This window comes from Mangrovibacterium diazotrophicum, from assembly GCF_003610535.1.
In the GTDB taxonomy this organism is placed as follows: Bacteria; Bacteroidota; Bacteroidia; order Bacteroidales; family Prolixibacteraceae; genus Mangrovibacterium; species Mangrovibacterium diazotrophicum.
Map to the genome: position 1 here is coordinate 1,508,412 of NZ_RAPN01000001.1, position 23,197 is coordinate 1,531,608.

Below are 23,197 nucleotides of genomic sequence, written 5' to 3' on the forward strand. Positions count from 1 at the left end.
CTCCACCAACATTTAACTATTCTATTTTTGTTTTCGTACTATTTTCTCAAAGGGCTTATTGTAATCTCCCGGTGGTACCCTGTAGGATAAACCCTGTATGCATTTAAAATGCCCCTGGCTGTTCCTCCAACACCGGTTGTGGCATAATCTAAATTCACAGTCACTGCACTATCTTTTTCAAGTTGATAGGTATACAACGCTTTAGTAAGATTCTCGGTGGAATAAATTGAGGTACTAAAGTTGAAATACCGATCCATTGAAAACTTCAATCCATTTCCTTTTTCGTCAGCGATTTCGAGCCAACGATTATCTGTTCTCAACCCGTTCTCCTGCGGAATGAGGTAGGGTTCGTACATATCTTCAACCGTCGAGCTATAGATACCAACTTTGTATCCAGTTTTGCGATCCGGATAGTTTTCCTGAGGGCCACGGCCATACCATTCCACCTGACTGAATTGATTGTTTAATTTTAGTGTAAGCCCGACACGAGGCAAAAATTGAGGCATCGTTCCTTGAGGCAGAAAGCTATGTTCGATATTTATTTCACCGTCGCCGTTGATTCGATATTCATAGATATTCTCGAAACCGTTGTATTTTGCGCCCATGATATACTTGTCCAGTTGTGCAAATTCCAATGTACCCCCATTTAGAAGAACAAATTCACGCGCATAGATATACACATTTCCATTGCTCTCTGTAGCTCTAACTTCCAGTGGATAATGCTTCAGGTTATGAAGCCCGTTCGAATAATATTCAGTCGCGATGACATCACCGTATTCACTTTTCCACCCTGAATTCTTAAAGGAGGAGCTATTCCATGAGTCCAGTTCGTTGGCAATAGGTGCTCGCCATACATTTAGCCGGAGTGGAGACCTCAAAAGTTCATCACCATTTATTTTCAATGAAACCAGTTCCCCTGATTTCTTATCAAAATTGTAACTGAAATCTTTCCCCCTAACAATGAAATAAGTGGAGTCTGAAATCAGCGAAACTTCATGGTGCGATTTTTTTGCAACAGCATTGTTTTGGTACCAATCCTTAAATTCAAACTGTTCCCAGGAAATTTCAAAGCCTGTGGGTGCCCAGAGTTCATCTTCTTTCAAACAAGAACTGATATTCAGGCGGTATTCCTTTCCCGCTTTTACAGCCGGTCTCTTGAAGGGAACGGTAATATTTCCGCGTTCCTGAGGCCTTATATTCAAATCCAGTTTCCCTGATTGCAATACTTTCTCGTCTTCTGTGAGTGTCCAGGTCGTTTCCCAGTGCGAAGCATTTAGAAAATGGCTGTGGTTCCAGACCTGAATAACGCCTTTCTCTTTGTCTATCAGCTCAAATGCCAAGGGCTGACAGGTTTTCTTCATCTGCCACATCTCTGGCTGAGGCTTTCTATCGGGCCAAATAGCACCATATGTTCTAGCCCCGATTCCATAGCTATAAAAATTACCTTCACGAGACTCGCTTTCAAAATCCAGCCATAAATCAGCATCACTCTTGTCTATCGTAGAAAACGGATTTATTTCCTTGGTAAAAACACCCACGTTATCAATCAACGCATCACAGATGTATTCAGAAGTGCCGTCGCCGTGTTTTTCTGCATTTCTTCCAATATTTAATGGAAAAGGTAAATTCACGATAGCACCGGTAGTAACTTTGGAAACTTTCACCTCACCATCGATATAAAGTTTCATTTCGGTGCCGTTATATACCGCAGTTATATTATGCCAATGATATTCCCAGTCATCTGGCAATGGTGCTGTAACGACTTGCCGTTCTCCATTAAATAAGTAAAACTCCAGTTCATTTTTCCCTTTCTGATTTATTCCAAACTGGTTATTTCCTTTGGTAATATAATAGCCACCTAATCGGGCGAGATTTCGAGGAAAAACATCTAGTGTGAGAGACAATTTATCGCCTGATATCTCCGTATTTTCGGCCCGGTAAACTTCGATCCACTGGTCATGACCATTTAGGTCAATCGCCTTACCATTCTTGCCATCTACCAATTTGGCATTTCCCATAATGTGCACTGGGGTTTTATATTCTGAAAGGTCATCCAAGCGACGAATCGGCTCAGTTACACCTGTACTCACAAAATCCCAGATGGCACCGCCCATTAGTCTTGAATGGCTGTAAATAACCCTCCAATACTCGTCAAGTTCTCCACCGCCATTACCTGTAACGGCCAAATACTCATCCATAAACGAGGGTCTGTTATCCTCTTTATTTAAGCCGATGTGCATTTCCAACTCTATTGGTGTTGGATAGCGCGGACCAATAATATCTTCCGCTGAATGAACCGGTGCATTTCCACCGTACATCCAATACCTGGTGGGATCAAGTTCCTTTCCTAGTTTGACTACTTCATTTATATTTTTGCCTTCACCACTTTCATTTCCAGCGCTCCATAATAATACACAAGGGTGATTTCTGTCACGAAGAACTAATTTACGGGTCCTGTCCCTGTACATCTCAACAAAATCACTCTTTCCCGATAAATAGGGAGATTGATGAGCCTCATCACTGACTTCGTCGATAATAAAGAGCCCGTACTCATCAGCTAATTCTATGTATTTATTTGTGGGAGGGTAATGTGATGTACGAACAGCATTAAAATTGAATTGCTTTAACAGCTCTAAATCCCTGCGAATTGTCTCTTCATCGACGTAATGCCCCATTTCCGGGTGTTGCATATGAGAGTTGATAGCATTTACCTTCAAAGGAACCCCATTCAAGTAAAATGTATTTCCTACAATTTGTGTTTCTTTGAAACCAATCCTGGTATCCAATGCATCGACCATAGAACCATACTGATCAAACAGTTCGATCGTCAAGTTGTACAAATCAGGCGTTTCTGATGTCCATTTCCTTGGATTAGTAACAAACTCTTTAAACGATACTGTTTGGATACTATCCTCTGACACAACAAATAGCGAGCTGGCTGAAGAAAAAATTTCCTGATTGTTTCTTGTTAATGTTGCTTTTATTTGAAATTTCTCTTTCGCAGTATCATAACCTTTAACGTCTACATCAAGCAACAAATCGGCATCTATAAACGAATCATCCAGGTCAGTAATAATCTGCCAGTCAAATATCCGCTGCTTCGGAGTTGCAAAAACGGTAACATCGTCAAATATCCCTGCTAATCTCCAGGCATCAACCCCCTCTAAATAATACGCGTCTGAAAACTTGGTTACAAGAATGGCAATCGTGTTTTTCCCTTTTTGCAGGTAAGAGGTAACATTATACTCGGAGGGTTCATGAGATCCTTCGTTATACCCTACCTGTTTCCCGTTTACCCAAACAAATGAAGCCGAAGCAACTTTTTCGAAGCGCAAGAATACTTCTTTACCATCCCAATCTAAGGGCATCTCAAAAGAGGTTCGATAGGCACCAGTTGGATTCCACTCGTAAGGTACCTCTCCCGGTTTTACCGGAACATAGTCGTCATCTAATGTTGTCGACTTGTGGCTATCGGCTGAAGTTCGACGCCCCATTCGTCCCAAGGGAAAACCAGTCCCCACATTCCGAAAGAATTTGTCGCCAAACCCTTCCATTTCCCAGTTAGAGGGTACCTTAATCGTGTCCCATGCAGAGTCATCAAAAGACATTTTATAGAAATCGTCCGGAATACCCCAAGGTGTATCACTGTAGGTAAATTTCCATTTTCCATTGAGAAGTAAATGTGCTTTGGGGATATGGTACGCATGAGCTTTCTCCTGACCTTCCTCTAACACATTAATATTCTCAATGTAGTTTGACAAATTATGCAGATAACCTGTACTTTGACAAAAACCATAGAGGTTCGAAATAATTCCGATAAGTAGGAGCAACTGTCTTTTCATTTTATGGCTAAGAATGTTTTCAAAAAGAGTACAAAGAGATGAGTCATTTTAATTCCCCACCTCTTTTCTAACTAACTAAAACCAATGAACTTTTTATTTTTTCCAAACAAAGGATGCAGTTTTTACTTCCTCCGAATCCGTTCCGACGTAAACAATAAATTTTCCAGATTCCCAGTCCCACTGTAGATTAGAGTTATAAAACTTAAGATCATCCGGAGATATTTTGAAGTTAATCCGTTGGGTTTCCCCTGGTTCTAAAAATACTTTATGATATTTTTTCAGTTCCTTCACTGGGCGAACAACTGAAGCAACCGGGTCATTTAAATACAACTGGACCGTTTCTTCTCCTGCATATTCCCCAACATTTGAAACTTCAACGCTAACAACCAAATTGTTATTCTCCCCTGCAATCAATGTATCACTTAAAGAAATGGCACTGTAATCGAAAGTTGTATAACTGAGTCCATAGCCAAAAGGAAATAGCGGATCATTCTTTTCATCGAGATAACGGGATTTAAAAGCACTTTTCTCTCCTTCTGTATATGGTCTTCCTGTATTCTTATGGTTATAATAAATAGGAATCTGTCCTAGTGATCTCGGGAACGTCATGGTTAGCTTACCCGAGGGGTTATAATTGCCAAACAATACGTCAGCCAAGCCAGCTCCGGCCATTGTTCCTGGTCGCCATGCCTCCAAAACAGCATCTGCATATTGGAGGTTATCTCCCAATGTAAGCGGCCGCCCATTGAGTAACACCAGGACGACTGGTTTTCCGGTAGCTTTCAATTTTTTCAACAAGTCTACCTGACAACCGGGAAGCGATATATCGGTCATTGATTTCGCTTCTCCTGACATCGCGATAGACTCTCCTAATACAGCTACGATAACATCTGATTTTTGGGCTATTTGAATGGCGTCTTTTTCCATTTGCAGCTGTTCTGCATCCTCATACCGTCCGTAGTTTTTTAAATAATCCGGATCATCGGTAAAAAATGTACCATCTGCACAAACTACCTTTTCATTCAGTTTTTGAATCCCGTCAAATATCGTTATAACGCTTTGCTTGTCCCCTGTTTGAGACCACATACTGAACATTTCAAACTGGTCATTAACAGAGGGTCCGATTAATGCGATTTTAGCATTCTTGCTTAAAGGCAACGTGTTATTATCATTTTTCAGCAAGACAATTGATTTACATACCGCCAGCTTTGCGACTTCTTTATTTTCGTCAGTCAATGTGACTTTTGCTGGTTTTTCCGGATCATAGTTTTTATACGGATCTTCGAATAGTCCCAGATCATATTTCCCTTCCAAAACTCTCCTACAAGCCTGATCGATTTCCTCTATTTTAATCTCACCTTCATCCAATAATTCTTTTAAAAAGGTCGAATAACCTTCGCTGGCCATATCCATATCCAGACCAGCATCTATTGCTTTTTTTACTGCGTCTTTATAATCACCGGCTATGCCATGGGCAATTAATTCCTGAACACAGTTGTAGTCACTAACAACAAAACCAGTAAAGCCCCATTTATCACGTAATAAATCCGTAAGCAACCACTTGTTAGCTGTAGCGGGGATCCCGTCAATATCATTAAACGATGACATGATGCTACCAGCCCCTGCGTCTATAGCGGCTTTGTATGGTGGAAGGTAAGATTGAAACATGGTTAGCCTGCTCATGTCCGTAGTATTATAATCTCGTCCCGCTTCAGAAGCTCCATACAGACCAAAATGCTTTACACAAGCCATCATCGAGGTTTCGTCAGTCAAGTCATCCCCTTGATAGCCTTTAACAACTGCCCGCGCAACGAGACTTCCCAGATAAGGGTCTTCACCTGCACCTTCCATTACACGCCCCCAACGAGGATCTCTGGTAATATCCACCATGGGAGAATAGGTTTGATTATAGCCCATTGCCGTCCCCTCGATAGCGGCGATTCTAGCAGTTTTCTCAATAAGAACGGTATCCCAGGAGCAAGACAACCCGAGGGGAATCGGGAAGATTGTTTTATAGCCATGAATTATATCAAGAGCCATGAAGAAGGGAATTTTCAATCTGGTACTATCAGCGAGAGATGCTGTTTTATGAATCCTTTCGACGGATCCCATCACTGATAAAATATTTCCAGCAGATCCTTCCTTTAGTTTTTCCATGACTCTCTTGGTTTTAAAAGGTCCTGTTCCCGCAGAAGGCGTCACCAGATTTAGTTGAGCGATTTTCTCTTCAACCGACATTTTATTCATTAACGCCGTGATGAACTCGTTCTTTTTGTCCTGCGGTTTTCGTTCGTTAACACAAGAGGCAAAACAGATTAGTAACACAACTGCCGATAATGACGCAGAAAAATTTGCTTTCATAGATTGAGGTCTTAATGTTTCGTTGAAACTAGTTCTGATTCTGTTTTTTTATTGTATCAGAAAGACTTTTAATAAAAGAAAGGCTCCATCGCCCTTAAAGCCTGATTAAAAGCGTATTGAAACAGCTCGGAAGCTGGATCAATTACGCATCTAATTCAGCCTAACAGGATCAATTTAATCCTTATGTTCTGTCCATCTTTCTCTTAAGTAATGAGCGGCCATTTTGGGTCGACGATCCCGTGTGAACACTCCTTTGAGATTATAGCCACCAAAACGAATCAAGTTTTGGCTGGTCTTAAAATCCGCAAAGTTCCAGACAAGCATACCGGTAACAAAATCTTTGGAATCTGCCACATCCAGGTATGCTTTTATCAATTCCTTTTGATACTCCTCTGTAAACATTTCCGGTTGGTCACTATGAAATCCGGCATATGCATCAGCTCCAAATTCTGTTACCATAACCGGTTTGTTGAACTTTCGGTGGAGTCTGTCAATTTCTAAACTGATGGTTTTCGCCCCCTGTTCAATATTTCCGGGTGTTGAGTACCAGCCCCAATAACGGTTAATACAGATTACATCTGTCAGTGCAAACCAATTGGTCGGTCCCATCATTACACCGACATAGCTCACCAAACGAGTTTTGTCCATCTCGCGAACCTGGGTAAACAATTTCTCAAATTCAAGATATGCTTGCTCTTTTTCTTCTTTCGCGATGATCGTTGCCTGTCCTAATTGAGCAATCTCATTCGGCTCATTAGCGACACACCACATAACAATGGAGGGATGATTTTTATCTCGAAGGATCATTTCCTCAATGTATCGTTTCATCGCCGCTTGTCTCTTGTCTAGTTGTTCTTTATCTCCCGTGAAGTATAAACCAACTCCTGGTGTTTCTCCAATGATTAAGAAACCTTCTTGATCTGCCAGGTAGTAGTTCTCTTCATCATATGGGTAATGTGTTGTTCGATAACAATTGGCACCTACCCACTTCATCAGTTCCAAGTCTTTTACAACAAGTGAATTTGAGCTGGAACGACCTAATACCGGGAAATCTTCATGCTTCCCAAACCCTTTCAAAAATATCGGCTTACCATTTAGTAGAATTTGTTTATCATCAACGCTGACCGTACGAACGCCGGTTTTCAACTCATACTGATCCTTGATATCACGATCATCTCCCAAGATAACTTTCACCGAATAAAGAAAGGGATCGTTCAAATCCCACATTCGAACGTTTGGAATCTTTATACTCACTACTGCTTTCCCGTTTTTCACTTTAAAGGGAGCCTCTATGTTCTTATCGTCTCCCAATATGATCACTTTCCCTTTTGCGGCTTTATCGGTCGTTTCAACTACGATATCCATCAAGCCCATTTTCTCCTCCAAACCAGGGATTACAGTAATATCTTTGATTCGATCTGTTGGGACAGAATAAAGTAATACGGAGCGATTCAAACCTGCATAAGGGAAAAAGTCGTAATTCGCTTTTGGGAAGCTTTCGAATGACCCTCCGGAAACATTTCCGGTCGGGACACGGTCCGGTGAAAGTTGATTTTCAACTTGAATAACAATCCTGTTGGATTCATCCCAATTTATAAAAGAACTAATATCGAATGCAAAAGGAAGATGACATCCTTCATGATAACCAACCGGTTTGCCATTAATCCAAATCTTGGCAGCATAAGTTGCATCATTGACGCGGATAAATATATGTTGTCCTTTCCAACTGGAAGGGACGTAAGTTTCAGTTTCATACCAAACCCAGTCCATGTAATCACGCATGTCTGAGAATTGTTCGTTCCAACTGCCAGGTACTGCAATTGAACGATAGTCGGTTAGTCCCTTGAACCAATATTCCTGTTCACCAATATTGGTGGAATCTTTTTTAAATTTCCAAACTCCGGATAAGTCCAGAATATTCCTTTGGCTATTTTGAATTGGTCGAAGAGCAATATCCTTAGGATCTGCAATTTTAAAATCTGAGGCAAACATCTCCATTCCAATTAAAAGAGACAACAATAAAAATGTAGATTTCAATTTCATAGGCATAAGTTTAAATTAGGTTAAGCAAGTGTCTAGTCAATGGGACTATACCCCAATGGGATTTCAGGCTACTATAAATACTGATATTCAACAAAAAACCCACAATTAAAAATCGAATTCAGCACGCTACTTCAATACGATCGCCTGATATAATTAAGTTTAGAAAGCTTGTTTATTTCTCTCAGAGAAAAGGGAGGATAGAATACCTATCCTCCCTGAGATTTATAGATTATTCCTTAGCGCGTTCACCTGTAGCATCGAACATATCCATCAATGAACCTTCAACGTTATCTTCATCGACTTTCTCCAAGAACAAATAAACATTGTATCCACCTGCAACCCAATAAGCTGTCAGTTCTGTGTCGGAGATTTCGAAGCGATCAACCGGTTTCAACTCACCACCTTCTTCGCTTTGCATTAACACAACGATCTTACCGTCTTTCTTAACGACTTCCGCTTTCATTGGAGAATCTCCGTTAGGTGTTCCCATTACCATAATGTTCCATTTACCGAGAAAGTATTCACCTTCAGCTTGTACGTTGTTCGCGAAAACAGTCAGCATTAAGAACATTCCCATCAAAATTGAAAAAACCTTATTCATAACTTCAAATTTTTAAATTAATAGAATTATTAAGTGTAATTAGAATTTAAAATCTACTTTCAATTCGACCGTTCTTGGACGAATAGCATTTGCAACAATTGGCTTGCCAATATAATCTTCATCAGAGTCTATCTGAGAGCCACCTTGGATTGCTCCTTTAACGCCTGATTGATCCAGGAAGTTAACCACTTGCAATTTGAGGGTTAGTTTTCTATTCACCATATAATCTAATCCTCCGAAATTCTCCCACCACGGATTCCATGAGAAAGCATTTGTTTCATTTGAGTATTGCTTTCCAAAATATCGCAGACTAACCCATGCCTTCAACTTGCCTTGAGCAAACATGTAGCTTGGATCAATTTCCATCAACACTTTAGATAGAGCTGGAATTGTTTTGTCACTGTAGGACAATGTTTGCCCGAAGCCACTAACTTCATAGTCTTTGTACTGTGGATTTTGTAGAGTCAACAGATAGTGAATATTGAAATTTCTGAACAGTTGTGCGGTGATATCCGTTGACCAGCCCATCGTTTCGATATTGTAGAATTCCGGTCCAAAATCGGCACGTAACCCACTTCCTGACGGATCATCCAAAGTCGCAGCTCCTGGTACTTCATTCTTTTTGATGGATGTCAACATCGAAACAAGGCTTATTTGTTTGCCAATATTCAAATAGACACCACCTCCCATTTTTGTCACTGCAGTTTCGTAACTTCCTGGTTCAGTTGTCCTGGGATGACCACCTTCTGATGCTGTCAAACCATTTTCGTCAACAGCTTTACCTTCTGAGTCCCGGTATGTGTAATCCCAGTAAGCTTTATTTTCGCTGTTATAACTAATATCACCCACGAAGCCGAAACTATTTGTCAATTTATACACAAATTTGGCGTAACCTACTTTATTGAATTTATTATTAAATTCCTTTTTGATTGGTTCCTTATCCTCCTGCCCTTCATTGTTCACATAGGGATTGTGATAATCGGTATAATTTTGATGTTCAAGTCTTGCGCCCAAACTCAACTCCAATCTCGATCCAAAATTGAAATCATCTGATGCGTAAAGCGCTGTCCGACTATATTTGTCATGACTAATAGTTCCCCATGCGCCACTAAAGACGACAGTATCATCGTTGGGAGACATACTTAGTAACACCGGATTTGGTTCTACCGACATTAAATATGCTCCTCCGTAAGTCGTATATTCTCTATTGTTATTCTGATACGTTGCACCAATTCGAACACTATGATTTTTGATTTTTTTGTTCATCTCCAGTCTGGTGACAAAATATTCACAGTCGGACTGCGGCATCAACTGGTTATACATCATTTGCACGTGACGACCTTCATACACATCAGAACTTCCAGCTTTATAGAAATTCATATAAGAATAGGGTGACTCCTGCGTATCCCAAATCATCAAACTTAAAGGGAATTCAATAATCAATGGAGATTTCATGTTCTGATAAAGAGCCGAATAATCGAGTTTCCAACCATTGTCAAAACGGTGATCTCCCATTAAGTAAATATTATGTGATTTAGACTTAGAGAATTCATCTTTCGTCAGATCAGCCCACTGTGCATCCCCCATAACATCTCGATAAGGAATCAGACCGTTTCTGGGGAAATAAGAATCTTTCCCTAATCTAAATCCAGGATATTCTTCGACTTCTCCATCTCCTTTGTAGATTACCGGGAAATAAGCCGTAGCTCCGATTTGAGCTTCAACGTATTTATAGAGTAACTTTACGCTACCTTTCTTATACTTTTTACTAATGGCAAATTTAGCATTCGATGTTTTGTTATCCCAAGGTGTATACATGAGATTGGTTCCGTAGCCCCGGTCGAATGATTGATACGCACTGACCATATATCCCCACCCCTTATTACCAAGAGGTCCGGTAACTGTCATATCAAATCTGGAAGACCCAACACTACTTATAAAAGAAGATGCATACCCTTGAAATTTACGACCAGGATCTCTATCGTAACTTTGAACAGCAAAACCAACCTTACCATATAATAAGGCACCTTCTTCAAAAGAGAGGAGCCCCATCCGACCTAAGCTGTTATCAACATTCCAAGCAAACGTCGGCATCGTCGGCCAAAAAGAAAATACGACAGGAACACCATTCTCCAAAATAACGATATCGCCTCGAAACGGCAAACCAATATTCACCTCGCGCGGACCAGTTGCTGCATCGGCGTTAAGCATTACATTACGATTCTTCTCTTCCTTCCGGTGAGCAATTGAGCTCTCCAACACAATAACGGTATCAATCTTTGCTTCCTGAGCAAAAGTATATACGCTCGGAGTGAGCAACAATGTCAAAAAGCAGAGATAAAAAAATGTTTTTTTCATTTCTATATTATTAGGTTTAAACGTTAAATCAATGATTAGCAGAATGCCATTTCAATTTTGTTGATCTAGTTTGGTAATCATTTTCGTTCAAACCTATACAATGATATTTAATCAAACGTCTATCTATGCTGACCCAAGAAAATAGACGTATATCTAATCAAGCATTGACAAGTACAGATTCCTGAGGATTCTCTATTTCTGACACTTACATGATTATCTAAACACAAAAAAGAGCAAAGAAAAATTGTTTGGATTTGATTTTTATATTCGATAAAACGATCGATCTCTCCCCTTTAACCGTCCGCCAGCATCGTGAATAAAGAGATTGGATATACTCTCCCTTTTTAAAGAGCTAGCTAATGTTGAAATGTAGATAAAGGATCAAGTAGCAAAACTGAAGACGATCCAAAACGTTGAATAATTGGCGTTGAATTGTGTTCTTCGGAATCACCAACGAGAGAACGAAAGGATGGTAAAAACTGGCTTGATAAAGGTTTGTTCGCCGGGAGATAACGTGTTTTTTAGTTCTCGGATAAGAACATCTTAGACAAGAAGGAATCTCAACAAGTCCAAGTCTTTGATTCTGATATTTACGATACAATTGTAATAGTTCTATTTAAGAACCAATAACTGATTTCTTATACTCACTTGGAGTCATTTCTGTATACTTTTTGAAAAAGTTATTGAATGCAGCTTTAGAATTAAATCCACATTCAAAAGAAATCGCGACAATTGACCAGTCTTTATATTTGGGAGAAACAATCATGTTTTTTGCGCACTCAACCCGGTATTCATTCACAAAAGTGTAGAAGTTCTTCTGGAGATTCTCATTGAGCACCTGACTGATATAATATTTGGGGATGCCTGTCGCGTCAGAGAGTTTAGCAACTGTAAGTTCATGATCTTTCCATGCTTTGTGTTGATTCATATATTCGATCAACAAATTCAGATATTCCTCGGCTTTCTGGTCTTTCAATCCTGATTTTTTATAACGATCGGACGAGGATTCTGTGTGCTCCAAATTCTCGTTCAAGCTGATCGAATCTTCGCCAGTAATTAGCTGTTGCTGCTTAAGTCCAAAAAAACTGAGGATATAAACAAAAACAAGTAAAGCTCCACTTCGAAACATTTCAACGTTCCTAAATGCTGAGTCAATCGTCTTGAAGGCACTAACGACAATTATAAAATTAAATACCACAAAGAACGATATCACAACAAATCGAAGCCAACTAAGATTTATCGACTGAGATTCAAAAGAATAAGCATTCCCTATTTGCTTCTTATATTTATGGATCTTGTAATAAGCTCCTATTGAATAAAAAACCAAACAAATGTGAAAGAAAATACCGGTTGAATACTTTAACCCTCTTAGGCTGTTAAAATAATCTCCAAATGATCCAATACTATCGATACCAAAGTCATAAGCGAGCAGTATAGCTAGAAAAACAACGATCTGAGGCAGGTGAAATAAATAATCTTTGCGTTGAAAATGCTCATAATCTTTGGTTATGTATTTAGAATACATAAAAAGACTAATTGGAAAGCCTATATACAAAATCAGAGAGATTGGCCACAAATCCTCGTGATAACCAGCCTTTAGTTTGACAATATTAAAGACAAACAGAGCAGTTAGATAAAAAAACCAGGAAGCGAGCATAATATCCGCTAATTTCAATCTTTTCCGGAAAAGGATAAAAATAGCAGAGAATAATGACTGGGATATTCCCAAGTAATAAACCGTACTTTCCATTTTACAAATCTAAAATATTTTTCAAGCAGCAAATAATTAAGATCAACAAAATGATTTTAAACTGACGATTCAAAATAAAAGAATATCCAACACCTGTTCACACAGCACAAATCAACTACAATCTTCTTATCACCATGAATAACGGCACATTGATAATTCATCTCGTCAAATTTTCAACAGTTCTTCCTTTTATATTTCCCCTAAATATTAATTCGGATCTTTGTTTTATCTACGCAAGGTCAACGTCAGTATTCAACCCCCAGGTTATAGCTGGCAAAAAAAATGCTTTTCAAACAAAGGATGGTTTCAATTTTGATTCCTCATCTACCCCAACAACAGCTATACCAAAAGCACAATAATATTACGTAACCAAATTGTTGACAGAAGCAAATAAAACATCTTTATCATCTAAGGAACAGTATTACACTGTAACGGTGTCTATCTTTAAATTCCTGTCTTTCACTTCGCTGAAGTAGCATCCATTTTCGTCTTCAGCACCGAACATTCTGAGGGTGGACTTGTTTATTGCGTGTCCTACCCTTATTTTTACGTATTTTTGTATAATCACCCACACAAAATAACCAGACACCAACACCTCACAAATCAAGTCATACGAACTGTTAGTTCTGTTTTAATATTTTAGAGGCTTAAAGGGAGAAAAAAATGAAAAAAAGTTATTGTCCGATTGATACATTTATAAACGTGGTCAAGGGAAAACGAAAAGGAACAATCATTTTACACCTTTATCAAGGAGACAAGAGGTATAGTGAGTTAGTTAAATTATTGCCTGACATTAGCGAACGCATGCTGACTAAACAATTGAAAGAATTGGAAACAGACGGAATAATTAATAGAACTGTCTTTCCTGAAGTTCCACCACGAGTTGAATATAGTTTGACAAAACTTGGTCGAGAAATTCATCCCGTATTAAAGGGAATGTTTAAAGGAGGTATCCTTTTTGAAAAATCGATTGATGGTTTTGAGGAATAAACCCACAATCGCACCTAAACACATCACATTCAATCCGAAATAAAAATCAACGAAAAGACAACACTGAAAAATTCAAACCGAAATAATAGTCAAATGCAGCCTCATTTTTCAATATTGTTCCCAAATCTCTAAAAGCAACGACATTGTGAATTTCTGATTTAAATGTGTTAACACAACCAAAGGAAGCTCCACAGACCAATATTTTGCCAAGTCTTCTTTCCCAAAGTAATCCTATTCGCAATTCTGTCATATTTAAACGAGCTTGATTTACGGTATACCCCCCCGTAGTCTGATAGAAAAACATCGGCCCTCCCAGTTCATTGACAAACGACAGAGCACTTCTGGCTGTCAATTCTTTCCGCAAACTCAATCGATAGGGAAGATTTGCAGAAAGTTCAAGTCCTAAAGTAGCAAAAGTATGCTCGTAACTTACTAACCCAAATACAGGTATTTTGACAGTTGGACTAGCAATTATCGCTAAACCAACAGATAGACTTGTATAGGCATTGCTCTTGAGGCTTATAAGCCCAACTCCGACAAGAGAGTGTTGTGATTGTGAAAAATCGGAATCAAAAAGACTACTAAAATTTATCCGATAAATTATCCGCTTTTTAAATAGCATCGATCTCATTGTAAAGCCAGCGACAATCCCTAAACTAGTTTGGCTCACCTTGTGTTCAAAATCTATATTCCCAGGATAGAAATTCTCAACTTCCGTCAAAACTGTTCTTTGATTCAAAGCACTTCCGGTTAAATCAATCGATTTGTTATTCCATTTAATCACCGGGAACCTCATTTGAACTGAGTTTCTTAACAGATCAGCATCTCCCGTGAAATAAGGTGATCCATTTAACTTAGAATTGATTCGGTGTTGCGGGATGAACTCTGAACTCACCAGGACAGATCGCAAAGACGGGTTTTTCAATGTCATCTTTTCCCAATAAGCTCTTTCCATCGCCTCCCGGGCACTCTCGCCTGATGATTTTGATTGTGCTGCTACATTTACAAATAGCGTTGGTAAAATGAACAAAGCTCCGCTAAAAATAATTCTGGATAACCGTTTACTCTTCCGCATTTGATGTTTTATTAAATGAAAAACAGCTATAAAACCTGCGTCCAGAAATTATAGCTGCATTAACCAATGACTATTTTTGATAAAAAACTAACTATGACTCTTCAAACTGAATTTTCGTTTTATTGAAAACTCCCATCTTTTGTTGAATTCGTTTCACCAGGTAAAAAACTACCGGAACAATAATCATGGACAGCACCATTGAAACAGTTAGACCACCGATCAAAGTCCAGCCAATACCATTCTTCCATTCCGCACCTTCACTTTGAGAAAAAGCCAAAGGAATCAAACCTATAATCATAGAAACATTGGTCATTAGAATCGGTCGAAAACGCAATTCTACAGCTTCCGAAATTGCTGTTGACAGCTCCTTTCCATTACTCATCAACTCATTGGCGAAGTCTACTATCAGAATCGCATTTTTGGCAACCAGCCCGACAAGCATAACCATACCCAAAATAGAAAAGATATTCAGTGTCAGATTTGTTAGAGCAAGCGCCCAAATCGCTCCGGTAATCGACAATGGGATAGAAAACATAACGATAAACGGATCTGCCCAACTATTGTATAAGACCACCATAATCAGATAAATCGAAATAATAGCAGCCAAAAACGCAAGTCCGAGATCCGAGAACGATTCTGCCATCAACTTCGTCAGTTTTGATGTAGTTACCTTTGTTGATTTGGGAGCCCTCAGTGCATTCAATTTTTCAGTAAACTCCGACTGAACCGTTGCTTGCGACACACCAATAATCTGGCTAGTCAGCTGAACGGAGGGAGAACGATTGTACCGTTCCAGGTTGGACGGTCCGGTGCTTTCTCGAACTTCTGCAAACTGAGAGAGCTTTATCAACTTCCCCGTACTCATGGACACAAAAGAAATATTTTCCAGATCACTTTTGGTCCGTCGATCTGCGGCATTGAGTTGTATATTGATATCATACTCCTCTTCTCCGTCCCTGAATTTATTATCTGTATTTCCAGCAAAAGACGTTCTTAGAACTCCTCCTACCATTGCCAGGTTTAACCCGAGTTTTGTCATTTTATCGCGATCGACCACAATATTGTATTCAGGATTCGCTAAATCAACACTTAATTCGGTTTCAACTGTTCCATCTATTGACTTGAGTGCTTGCAGCACCGTTTGAGAATAGACCATCACGCTATCGATGTTATGACCTACGATATAATATTTTAAGGGCACGTCTTCACTTCCCATCAGGTTTACTGCAACTGCTTTGATCTTAGCACCAATAACCATCTCCTCTAGTTTAGACCGAATTTTCCGAGCGAAAATATTGGTCGAGATGTTACGTTGATCCAGGGGAACCATATTGACGCTAATTTCTGTATAGTATGGTGTTGCCGAAGTTGTGATGATGCCGGATTTCTTACCTACAGTCGTATAAACCATATCTACTTCCGGCTGTTGCATTAAAAATTCTTCAACCTGGCGGGTTTCATTATTATTCTCTGCTAAGCTAATATCATGAGGGAATTCAAGTCTTAACATGAAAGATCCACGGTCACCTGCAGATGCAAATTCAGCGCCAATAAACCCAGCAGGAAACAGCGTAAATGTTCCAAAAAATAAAAGACCAGAGGCAACTAGTGTAACAGCTTTGTGATTGAGGGCCCAAAGCATGGCTTTATGAATAACTTTGTTAAAGCGTTCTATTCCGTATTCAAAGATAGCCAACAGTTTTCCCAGTAAGTTATTTTTCGGAGTAGCCAATTTTGCCCATTTCGAAGTCATCCAAGGCACCAGCGTGAAGGAAACCAACAAACTGAGTAACATTGAAACGACAATAGTCACTGCATATTCACGAAGAATATCTCCAACAATCCCCGTTACAAAGGCAATCGGAAGAAATACGGCAACCAATACTAAAGTGATCGCTGTAACTGTCATCCCAAGCTCTTTGACAGCGAAATAAGACGCCTGGATTCTATTTTTCCCCATTTCCATGTGGCGGTAGATATTTTCGATCACAACAATAGCATCGTCCACCAGCGACCCCACCACGAGCGAGAGTGAAGTTAAACTGATCAGGTCGAAAGAGAACCCGAAAAGATACATTGCTGTGAAGGTTGAAATCAATGAGGTTGGGATGGCAACCAATACGAAAATCGAATTTCTCATGCTGTGCAGAAAGACCAGCATAATCAGAGACACAAGTACGATCGCCAGAATCAAATCGTGCATGACAGCATCAGCAGCAGCAATTGTGAATCGAGATTGGTCGTCAGCTGTTGTAAATTTCAGGTTATCGGCCTTGTAAGAAGCTTCCAGCTCGGCGAACTTTTCCCGAACTAGTTTTGCAACTTCGACTGAGTTAGCATCTTTCTGCTTACTTATCTCAATACCAATAGTTTCTGCTCCATCCAGTCTGGTAATTTTTTCCGGATCTTTAACTCCATCGTAGATATCTGCGATATCCCCCAATTTTATAACGACCCCTGTTTCCGAACCACCGACAATAATTTCCTTCAATTCCTGAATTGTCCTGATTTTGCCGGACAAGCGAATAGTCATTTCATTCGCGTTAGTTTTGAGTTTCCCGGTTGGAAGTTCCATATTGGCGTACTCAATCATCTTAGATACTTCCAGTAAGTTGAGTTTAGCTGCCTCCAATTTACGGGGATCCAACATGATTTTGATTTCACGTTCAAGTCCACCAGCTAATTCAACCCTTGAAACTCCCTGAATACTTGCTAGTTCCGGTTTTATTTGTTTATCGACGAACTGAAAAAATTCAGTCTCAGAAAGGTCTGACTTCACCCCGGCGACGAATATTGGGAGCGCACTCAGGTCAAATTTTTCGATCGAAGGAGTCCGAATTTCCTTGGGTAAATCGGCAACAATGCTGTTAATCTTCTGTGTGGCTTCTTGAACCGCCACATCTACATCCGCATCCAGAGCTAGAGAAAGCGTAATAATTGATAAGTTCTCAAGCGAATTGGATTCAATTTCTTCAATCCCACTCAAGGAAGCAACAGCGTCTTCTATTGGAATCGTTACTGATTGCTGCACTTCATTTGGGCCGGCCCCAGGATATACCGTTGATACGACCACTGTTGCAGTAGTAATCTCAGGCATTAAAGCGTATTTTATTTTTGTGGCTGAAAATAACCCAAGAAGGATCAATATCGTGAACAATACGATAGGTACTGTGCTTCTTTTTATCGATGTGCTGACGAGTTTCATCTATTCAATTTTTAATTTATAGGTCCGATGTTAATAGGTGATTAGTCCATGACTTTAACTTTCGCACCATCAAAAATGCTGTAATTACCTTGTGTTACAATCTGGCTACCGGAAACTAAACCACTAGTTATCTCTACTTGATCATTTTCGATATTCCCGGTTGTTACGCTTATTAGATTCGCAACGCCATCTTTGATTGTGTAAACAGAGGCATCTTTCAGAGACCCGTTAATCGCTTTTCTTGGGATATAAATGCCTGGAGTACTATTTATCAGGGTCAACGTGGCGGTAACAAACATCCCGGCCTTTAAACGGTTCCTTTCGTCATTGATAATTGTAATGTCGGCATCGAAGGTATTTCCGAAGCCTGCCTTCTTACCGATATAGCTGATTTCCCCTTCAAATTCGATATTCGAATAAACAGAGGTGCTGATCTTAACTTTCTGCCCCAATTGAATATGCTGATAATCCTGCTCGGAAACGGATACTTTAAGTTTCAGTTTTTTGGCATCAATGATATTACAAATCTGCGCATTCCTTGAAATATACTGTCCTTTCTCGATAAAATCATTCTCAATGAATCCCCCTACAGGGGCTTTAATCTTGGTATCATCGTATTGCCTCTTTGCGGCAATATAGGAAGCTTCTGCTGATTCGAAATTAAGCTTAATCTCTTCCAGCTTCTGATCTGTCACGGCGTTTTGAGCATGAAGTTTCGTAAAGCGCTCCACTTCCCTGTTAAGTTGTTGGTAAGCTGCTTTGCTAGCCGAGAGCTGTGCTGCTAATAGTTCATCATCCACCTGCGCAATAATATCCCCTTTGACAACGAAATCGCCTTTCTCTTTGAAGACTTCTTTAATTACCCCTTGCGTCTCCGCAAGTACGTCCAGGTCCGTTACCGATTGAAGAAAACCATTAATTTGAATTTGTGTTTCCATCGTTCCCATTTGAACGATCATTGCCTTTACAGGATAAAAGCTACCTGTTTGAGTGGCTAACTCTGTGACTTTGGCGGTTTCTGCTTTATTGGATCTCAATTGAAAAAACACGAATACACCAATCAGTATGGTCGCAAGTAGGTAAAGGGTCTTTTTTATAATATTTTTCATTTTGCAATTATTTGTTTTGTTTTGATAAGTACAGGTTTTCTTTATTGTGCGAATATTGGTCCCGCGTTTTTAGTCGATGTTAGCGAATGATTTCAAGAGTCCTTTTGCTTTCAAAAGGTCAATTTCTGCCTTTTTCATATTGAGGAAATTCTGGACGAAGTTGATTTGTGCGTTGCGATAATCGCTTTCTGAAATTAAATAGTCTGTAAGCGTTCCGATTCCTTCTTTGTACTTGACCTCTTCCTGCTTTTTAACCCGTTCGGATAACGCAACATTCTTACTCTGAATGCGACAATTCTTGATACTGGTATGGTAGCTCATCAAAGCATTTTGGTACTGTAGATTGAGTCCTTGCTTTGCTTTGGCCAGTTTATCGTGCGTTATCTCCATATCAATTTTGGCACTACTAATTTTCGCCCGGTTACTAAATCCAGCAAAAATTGGTATCGTAGCACGGACCCCAATCAGGCTCACTTTAAACCACTTTTCATCAAAATTAAACAGGTTAAATTCATCTCTTTGAGCCTGATACATATAACTGCCATAAAATGCAATCGTCGGAGTTGCTTCTGCCTTGGCCAGTTTTATCTGAGCTTCGTTTAATTCTAAATTCTTATTTAGTAGCTCAACTTCGATTAAGTTGTTCACGTCAAGTGAGTCCTCACCATAACGATCAATAAATTTTGCATTACTAAATTGCTGTTCAAACCCAGTTGTATCTATTTCCAGCGCTATGTCTGGTTCCATTCCAATAATATATTTGATATTATTGGTTTGGACATCGATACCGGCCAGCACATTTTCCCGACTAGCTTCGAGATTCGCATAATTGACGTCAATTTTATCTAAGTCAGTCTGCAAAGCCAGTCCCCCGGAAACGAGGGCAGCAACATTTTCCCGATTCAATTTTAGAGACTCCATGTTCCCCTCTATTATATCCAGGTTTTTATAAATTGCCAGTAGGTTATAATATTCGGAATAGAGTAGCTGTACCAGTTCTTCTTCAGACTTATCTACTTCAAGCTCTCTTATTTGCAGTACTTTTTTTGTTGTCTTTACGGCGTCAATATACTTGAGTGAAAACAGAAGCTGCGAATACTGAATAGAAGCATCCAGATTATGAATCTTACCGAACTGGGATTCAATATCCGGGGCTCCAGCCACTCCAGTAAGGCTTCCTGGAAGAATAATGGTAGGAAGACTTAAGTAATTCTTGTAGTCCATTTCACCATCTACCTTGGGTAAACCGTTAGCTTTGGTTTCCTTGACGGTCAATTCACTTTGGACTTTCTTGAATTTTGCTTCCCTGAGCTCGTAGTTGTTTTCGGTAGCAAATTTCAGCAGTCTATTAATATCCATCTTCTGCAAATCCTGAGAGAACGCATGAAAACAAACGAGCAGTACCAGTGAGATAGTTAGGTTTAATTTTTTGAACGTCATCTTGCGATATTTTTACCGGCAAACCTAACAGTTGGAATCCTTGATAAAGACTACTTAAAAAACCCAAGCCAGATTGACGTACATCATTATTCAAAATGAATGTACACATTATTTAGGAACCTAATTATCAATACCATACACTAATCACTTTTATATAATTTTTCGCAACTGGTGTATTTCCTTAATTCAAGCCGCATCCCGAGTTCTTCCAATCCCAAAAGCAAATCCCACAAGCAAAAAAATAAACGAAAAGATATAAGCGGAATCTGATCGCTTTAGTTGGTAAAAAGGGAATCCGGATTTCCAATCTTGCAAGATTGGAAATCCGGATTCATATATCATTAACGAAGACCAAACTGGCTTCACACCAATTTGTCTGCTTAAAATGACTAAGTTTTAGATCACAATTAAGTTCTCATCACTGCACCACCATCAACACAGATTGTTTGTCCAGTGATCCACTCTGAAAGATCTGAAAGAAGAAACGATACCATTGACCCCATATCTTCCGGCTTGCCTACACGTGGCGCCGGCATCATTTGCAGGACCATTTCCACCAGATGACCAGAATTTTGGAGGCCAGCCTCGGTCAAAACTAAACCAGGAGAAACAGCATTACACCGAATACCTTGTTTTCCGAACCTGGCGGCTATATTTCGCGTCAATGCTCCAATACCCGCCTTTGTCACCGAATAGGTAAGCTTGTCCGGCATTCCTGCATATACAGCATCAGATATTGTGTTGACAATCGAACCACCACCTGCTTTCAAAATATGAGGAATAGCATATTTGGAAGTAAGCATATATCCCGTTAGATTGATATCGATGTTACGCTGCCACACATCCAGATCAATATCGACCGGATTCGTATCCTTAGCAACCTCTTGCGGATGAATATTCGCGGCAACATTAAACAATCCGTTGATTTTACCAAATTTCGCTATCGCCAGATCGATCAAATTTTTTACTTGTTCTTCATCGGCAATGTCAAGCGCCGCCGCTATACCATCTCCGCCTGCATCTTTTACGATCTGCACGCAACGCTCTGCGTTTTCCTTCACAATATCACCAACGACTATTTTGGCACCACCTGCACCCAAAAATTTAGCGGTCCCGTCAGCGATTCCGCCAGCACCTGCAAACACGATTACTTTGTCATTTAATCCTTCCATTGTTAAATTGTTTATTAGTTTCTGATTTATTTAGATTTATGAAAGCCCCAACAAAACACAAAGCACTTTCTAAAACAAATTAGCCCCGTTCCCTACTGCCAATAGTACAATTTAGGTCTAACCGCTATGACCTCAAAACAAGTCAGCAATTACGATCCTTGGCGGGCAAGGCTCTTCTTCATCATTTTACCGATAAAATTGGTGGCTATTTTGGGGGATAGACGATAAAGCTTATCCAATACCCAAGCATCTTTCCCAATGGTAGCTCTAAATTTATTCTTTTCCATTGCCTTTATGATAAGATCAGCTGCGATCACGGGTGATAAAGCCATACCTTCATTCTTGGAATTCCCGGCATCAACGGCAGGCCCAGCTAACCCTGAGTTTACTGTTATATTGGTTGCAATTGCTCCCGGATGTATAACAGTCACCCTGACTGCTGAATCCTTTAACTCTGCATATAGTCCTTCAGTAAGAATTTTTACTGCCGCCTTTGAAGCTCCGTAGATCGTTTGTGTTGGAAACGACATAAAACCTCCCATGCTCGACACATTCACGATGTGAGCCTCAGGCCTTGTCAACAGATGGGGTAAGAAAGCCTTCGTGAGATAAAGGGTGCCCCAGAAGTTGACATTGAAAACACGATCAATTTTATCGTAATCAAGCTCATTTACACCAACAAATGCTTGAATTATACCTGCATTATTGATCAAGCCATCAATTGTTTTAAACTGTTTCAAAATAACATCAACCGTCTCTATGACAGCAAGATTATTTGTAATATCAAGTACATAACAACTCAGATTCGTACCATTCTTGCCTGCAAGTGATGCCGTTTCATCCAAAGCCTCTTTATTAATGTCAATAGCCGCGACCCCAGCACCTTTATTTAGCAACGCTAACACCAACTGGCGTCCCATTCCTCCACCAGCGCCGGTAACAACAATGTTCTTATTCTGAACTTTCATGCTCTTCTGGTTTAATTAGTTCGTATTAAGTATATGAGTGTATCACCTTTCTGTCAATCTGAAATTCTATTTCTACACCAAATTAGTAAATGCAATCCACTATGTACGTCAATCTACCTTGGGACAAGCAAATTGACGTACAACTACCGCAACGACACTCGTAAACATTCCTTAGGACATTGACTATCTGCCTATTACAGCATGACTCTTCAATTGAGCAACTATATTTTGCAAAAAAAACACCAGTAGTTGGCGTTTCTTGACTAAACTGTTTTCGCCAAAT

The 23,197-nt window shown here is 39.7% G+C and carries 13 protein-coding genes; 1 reads left to right on the forward strand and 12 read right to left on the reverse strand.

Annotated elements, in window-relative coordinates:
• Positions 1-38: 38 nt before the first annotated feature.
• The 6 genes from BC643_RS05955 to BC643_RS05980 form a co-directional block, all read right to left on the reverse strand.
• The gene (locus BC643_RS05955) at positions 39-3,842 is read right to left on the reverse strand and encodes a beta-galactosidase small subunit-related protein (RefSeq protein WP_120272225.1); all 3,804 of its coding nucleotides are present in this window, start codon (positions 3,840-3,842) and stop codon (positions 39-41) included.
• Between the two features lie 93 nt (positions 3,843-3,935).
• Positions 3,936-6,203: a beta-glucosidase BglX gene (gene bglX / locus BC643_RS05960; RefSeq protein ID WP_120272226.1), complete on the reverse strand. Its 2,268-nt coding sequence runs from the start codon at positions 6,201-6,203 to the stop codon at positions 3,936-3,938.
• Between the two features lie 174 nt (positions 6,204-6,377).
• A complete protein-coding gene (gene uidA / locus BC643_RS05965; RefSeq protein WP_170154471.1) occupies positions 6,378-8,246 on the reverse strand; it encodes a beta-glucuronidase in 1,869 nt (622 codons plus the stop codon).
• A gap of 229 nt (positions 8,247-8,475) precedes the next feature.
• Positions 8,476-8,847, reverse strand: a complete 372-nt coding sequence (locus BC643_RS05970; protein ID WP_120272228.1) for a hypothetical protein — start codon at positions 8,845-8,847, stop codon at positions 8,476-8,478.
• Positions 8,848-8,886: 39 nt separating this feature from the next.
• Positions 8,887-11,205: a porin family protein gene (locus BC643_RS05975; protein ID WP_120272229.1), complete on the reverse strand. Its 2,319-nt coding sequence runs from the start codon at positions 11,203-11,205 to the stop codon at positions 8,887-8,889.
• 616 nt (positions 11,206-11,821) lie between these two features.
• Entirely contained in the window at positions 11,822-12,955 is a 1,134-nt protein-coding gene (locus BC643_RS05980; protein WP_120272230.1) for a helix-turn-helix domain-containing protein, read from the reverse strand.
• 663 nt (positions 12,956-13,618) lie between these two features.
• On the opposite strand from BC643_RS05980, the gene BC643_RS05985 reads away from it, so the two are divergent.
• Entirely contained in the window at positions 13,619-13,945 is a 327-nt protein-coding gene (locus BC643_RS05985) for a winged helix-turn-helix transcriptional regulator (RefSeq protein ID WP_120272231.1), read from the forward strand.
• 46 nt (positions 13,946-13,991) lie between these two features.
• Here the strand turns inward: BC643_RS05985 and BC643_RS05990 are convergent, their stop codons facing one another.
• The 6 genes from BC643_RS05990 to BC643_RS06015 all read right to left on the reverse strand — a co-directional run bounded on the left by BC643_RS05990 (position 13,992) and on the right by BC643_RS06015 (position 22,914).
• Complete coding sequence (locus BC643_RS05990; protein ID WP_120272232.1) at positions 13,992-15,020, reverse strand: hypothetical protein; 1,029 nt, start codon at positions 15,018-15,020, stop codon at positions 13,992-13,994.
• Positions 15,021-15,111: 91 nt separating this feature from the next.
• A complete protein-coding gene (locus tag BC643_RS05995) occupies positions 15,112-18,225 on the reverse strand; it encodes an efflux RND transporter permease subunit (RefSeq protein WP_120272233.1) in 3,114 nt (1,037 codons plus the stop codon).
• A gap of 41 nt (positions 18,226-18,266) precedes the next feature.
• Complete coding sequence (locus tag BC643_RS06000; RefSeq protein ID WP_120272234.1) at positions 18,267-19,334, reverse strand: efflux RND transporter periplasmic adaptor subunit; 1,068 nt, start codon at positions 19,332-19,334, stop codon at positions 18,267-18,269.
• Between the two features lie 69 nt (positions 19,335-19,403).
• Entirely contained in the window at positions 19,404-20,774 is a 1,371-nt protein-coding gene (locus BC643_RS06005; RefSeq protein WP_120272235.1) for a TolC family protein, read from the reverse strand.
• Between the two features lie 407 nt (positions 20,775-21,181).
• Complete coding sequence (locus BC643_RS06010; RefSeq protein WP_120272236.1) at positions 21,182-21,946, reverse strand: SDR family NAD(P)-dependent oxidoreductase; 765 nt, start codon at positions 21,944-21,946, stop codon at positions 21,182-21,184.
• Between the two features lie 149 nt (positions 21,947-22,095).
• A complete protein-coding gene (locus tag BC643_RS06015) occupies positions 22,096-22,914 on the reverse strand; it encodes an SDR family NAD(P)-dependent oxidoreductase (protein WP_120272237.1) in 819 nt (272 codons plus the stop codon).
• Between the last annotated feature and the right edge of the window lie 283 nt (positions 22,915-23,197).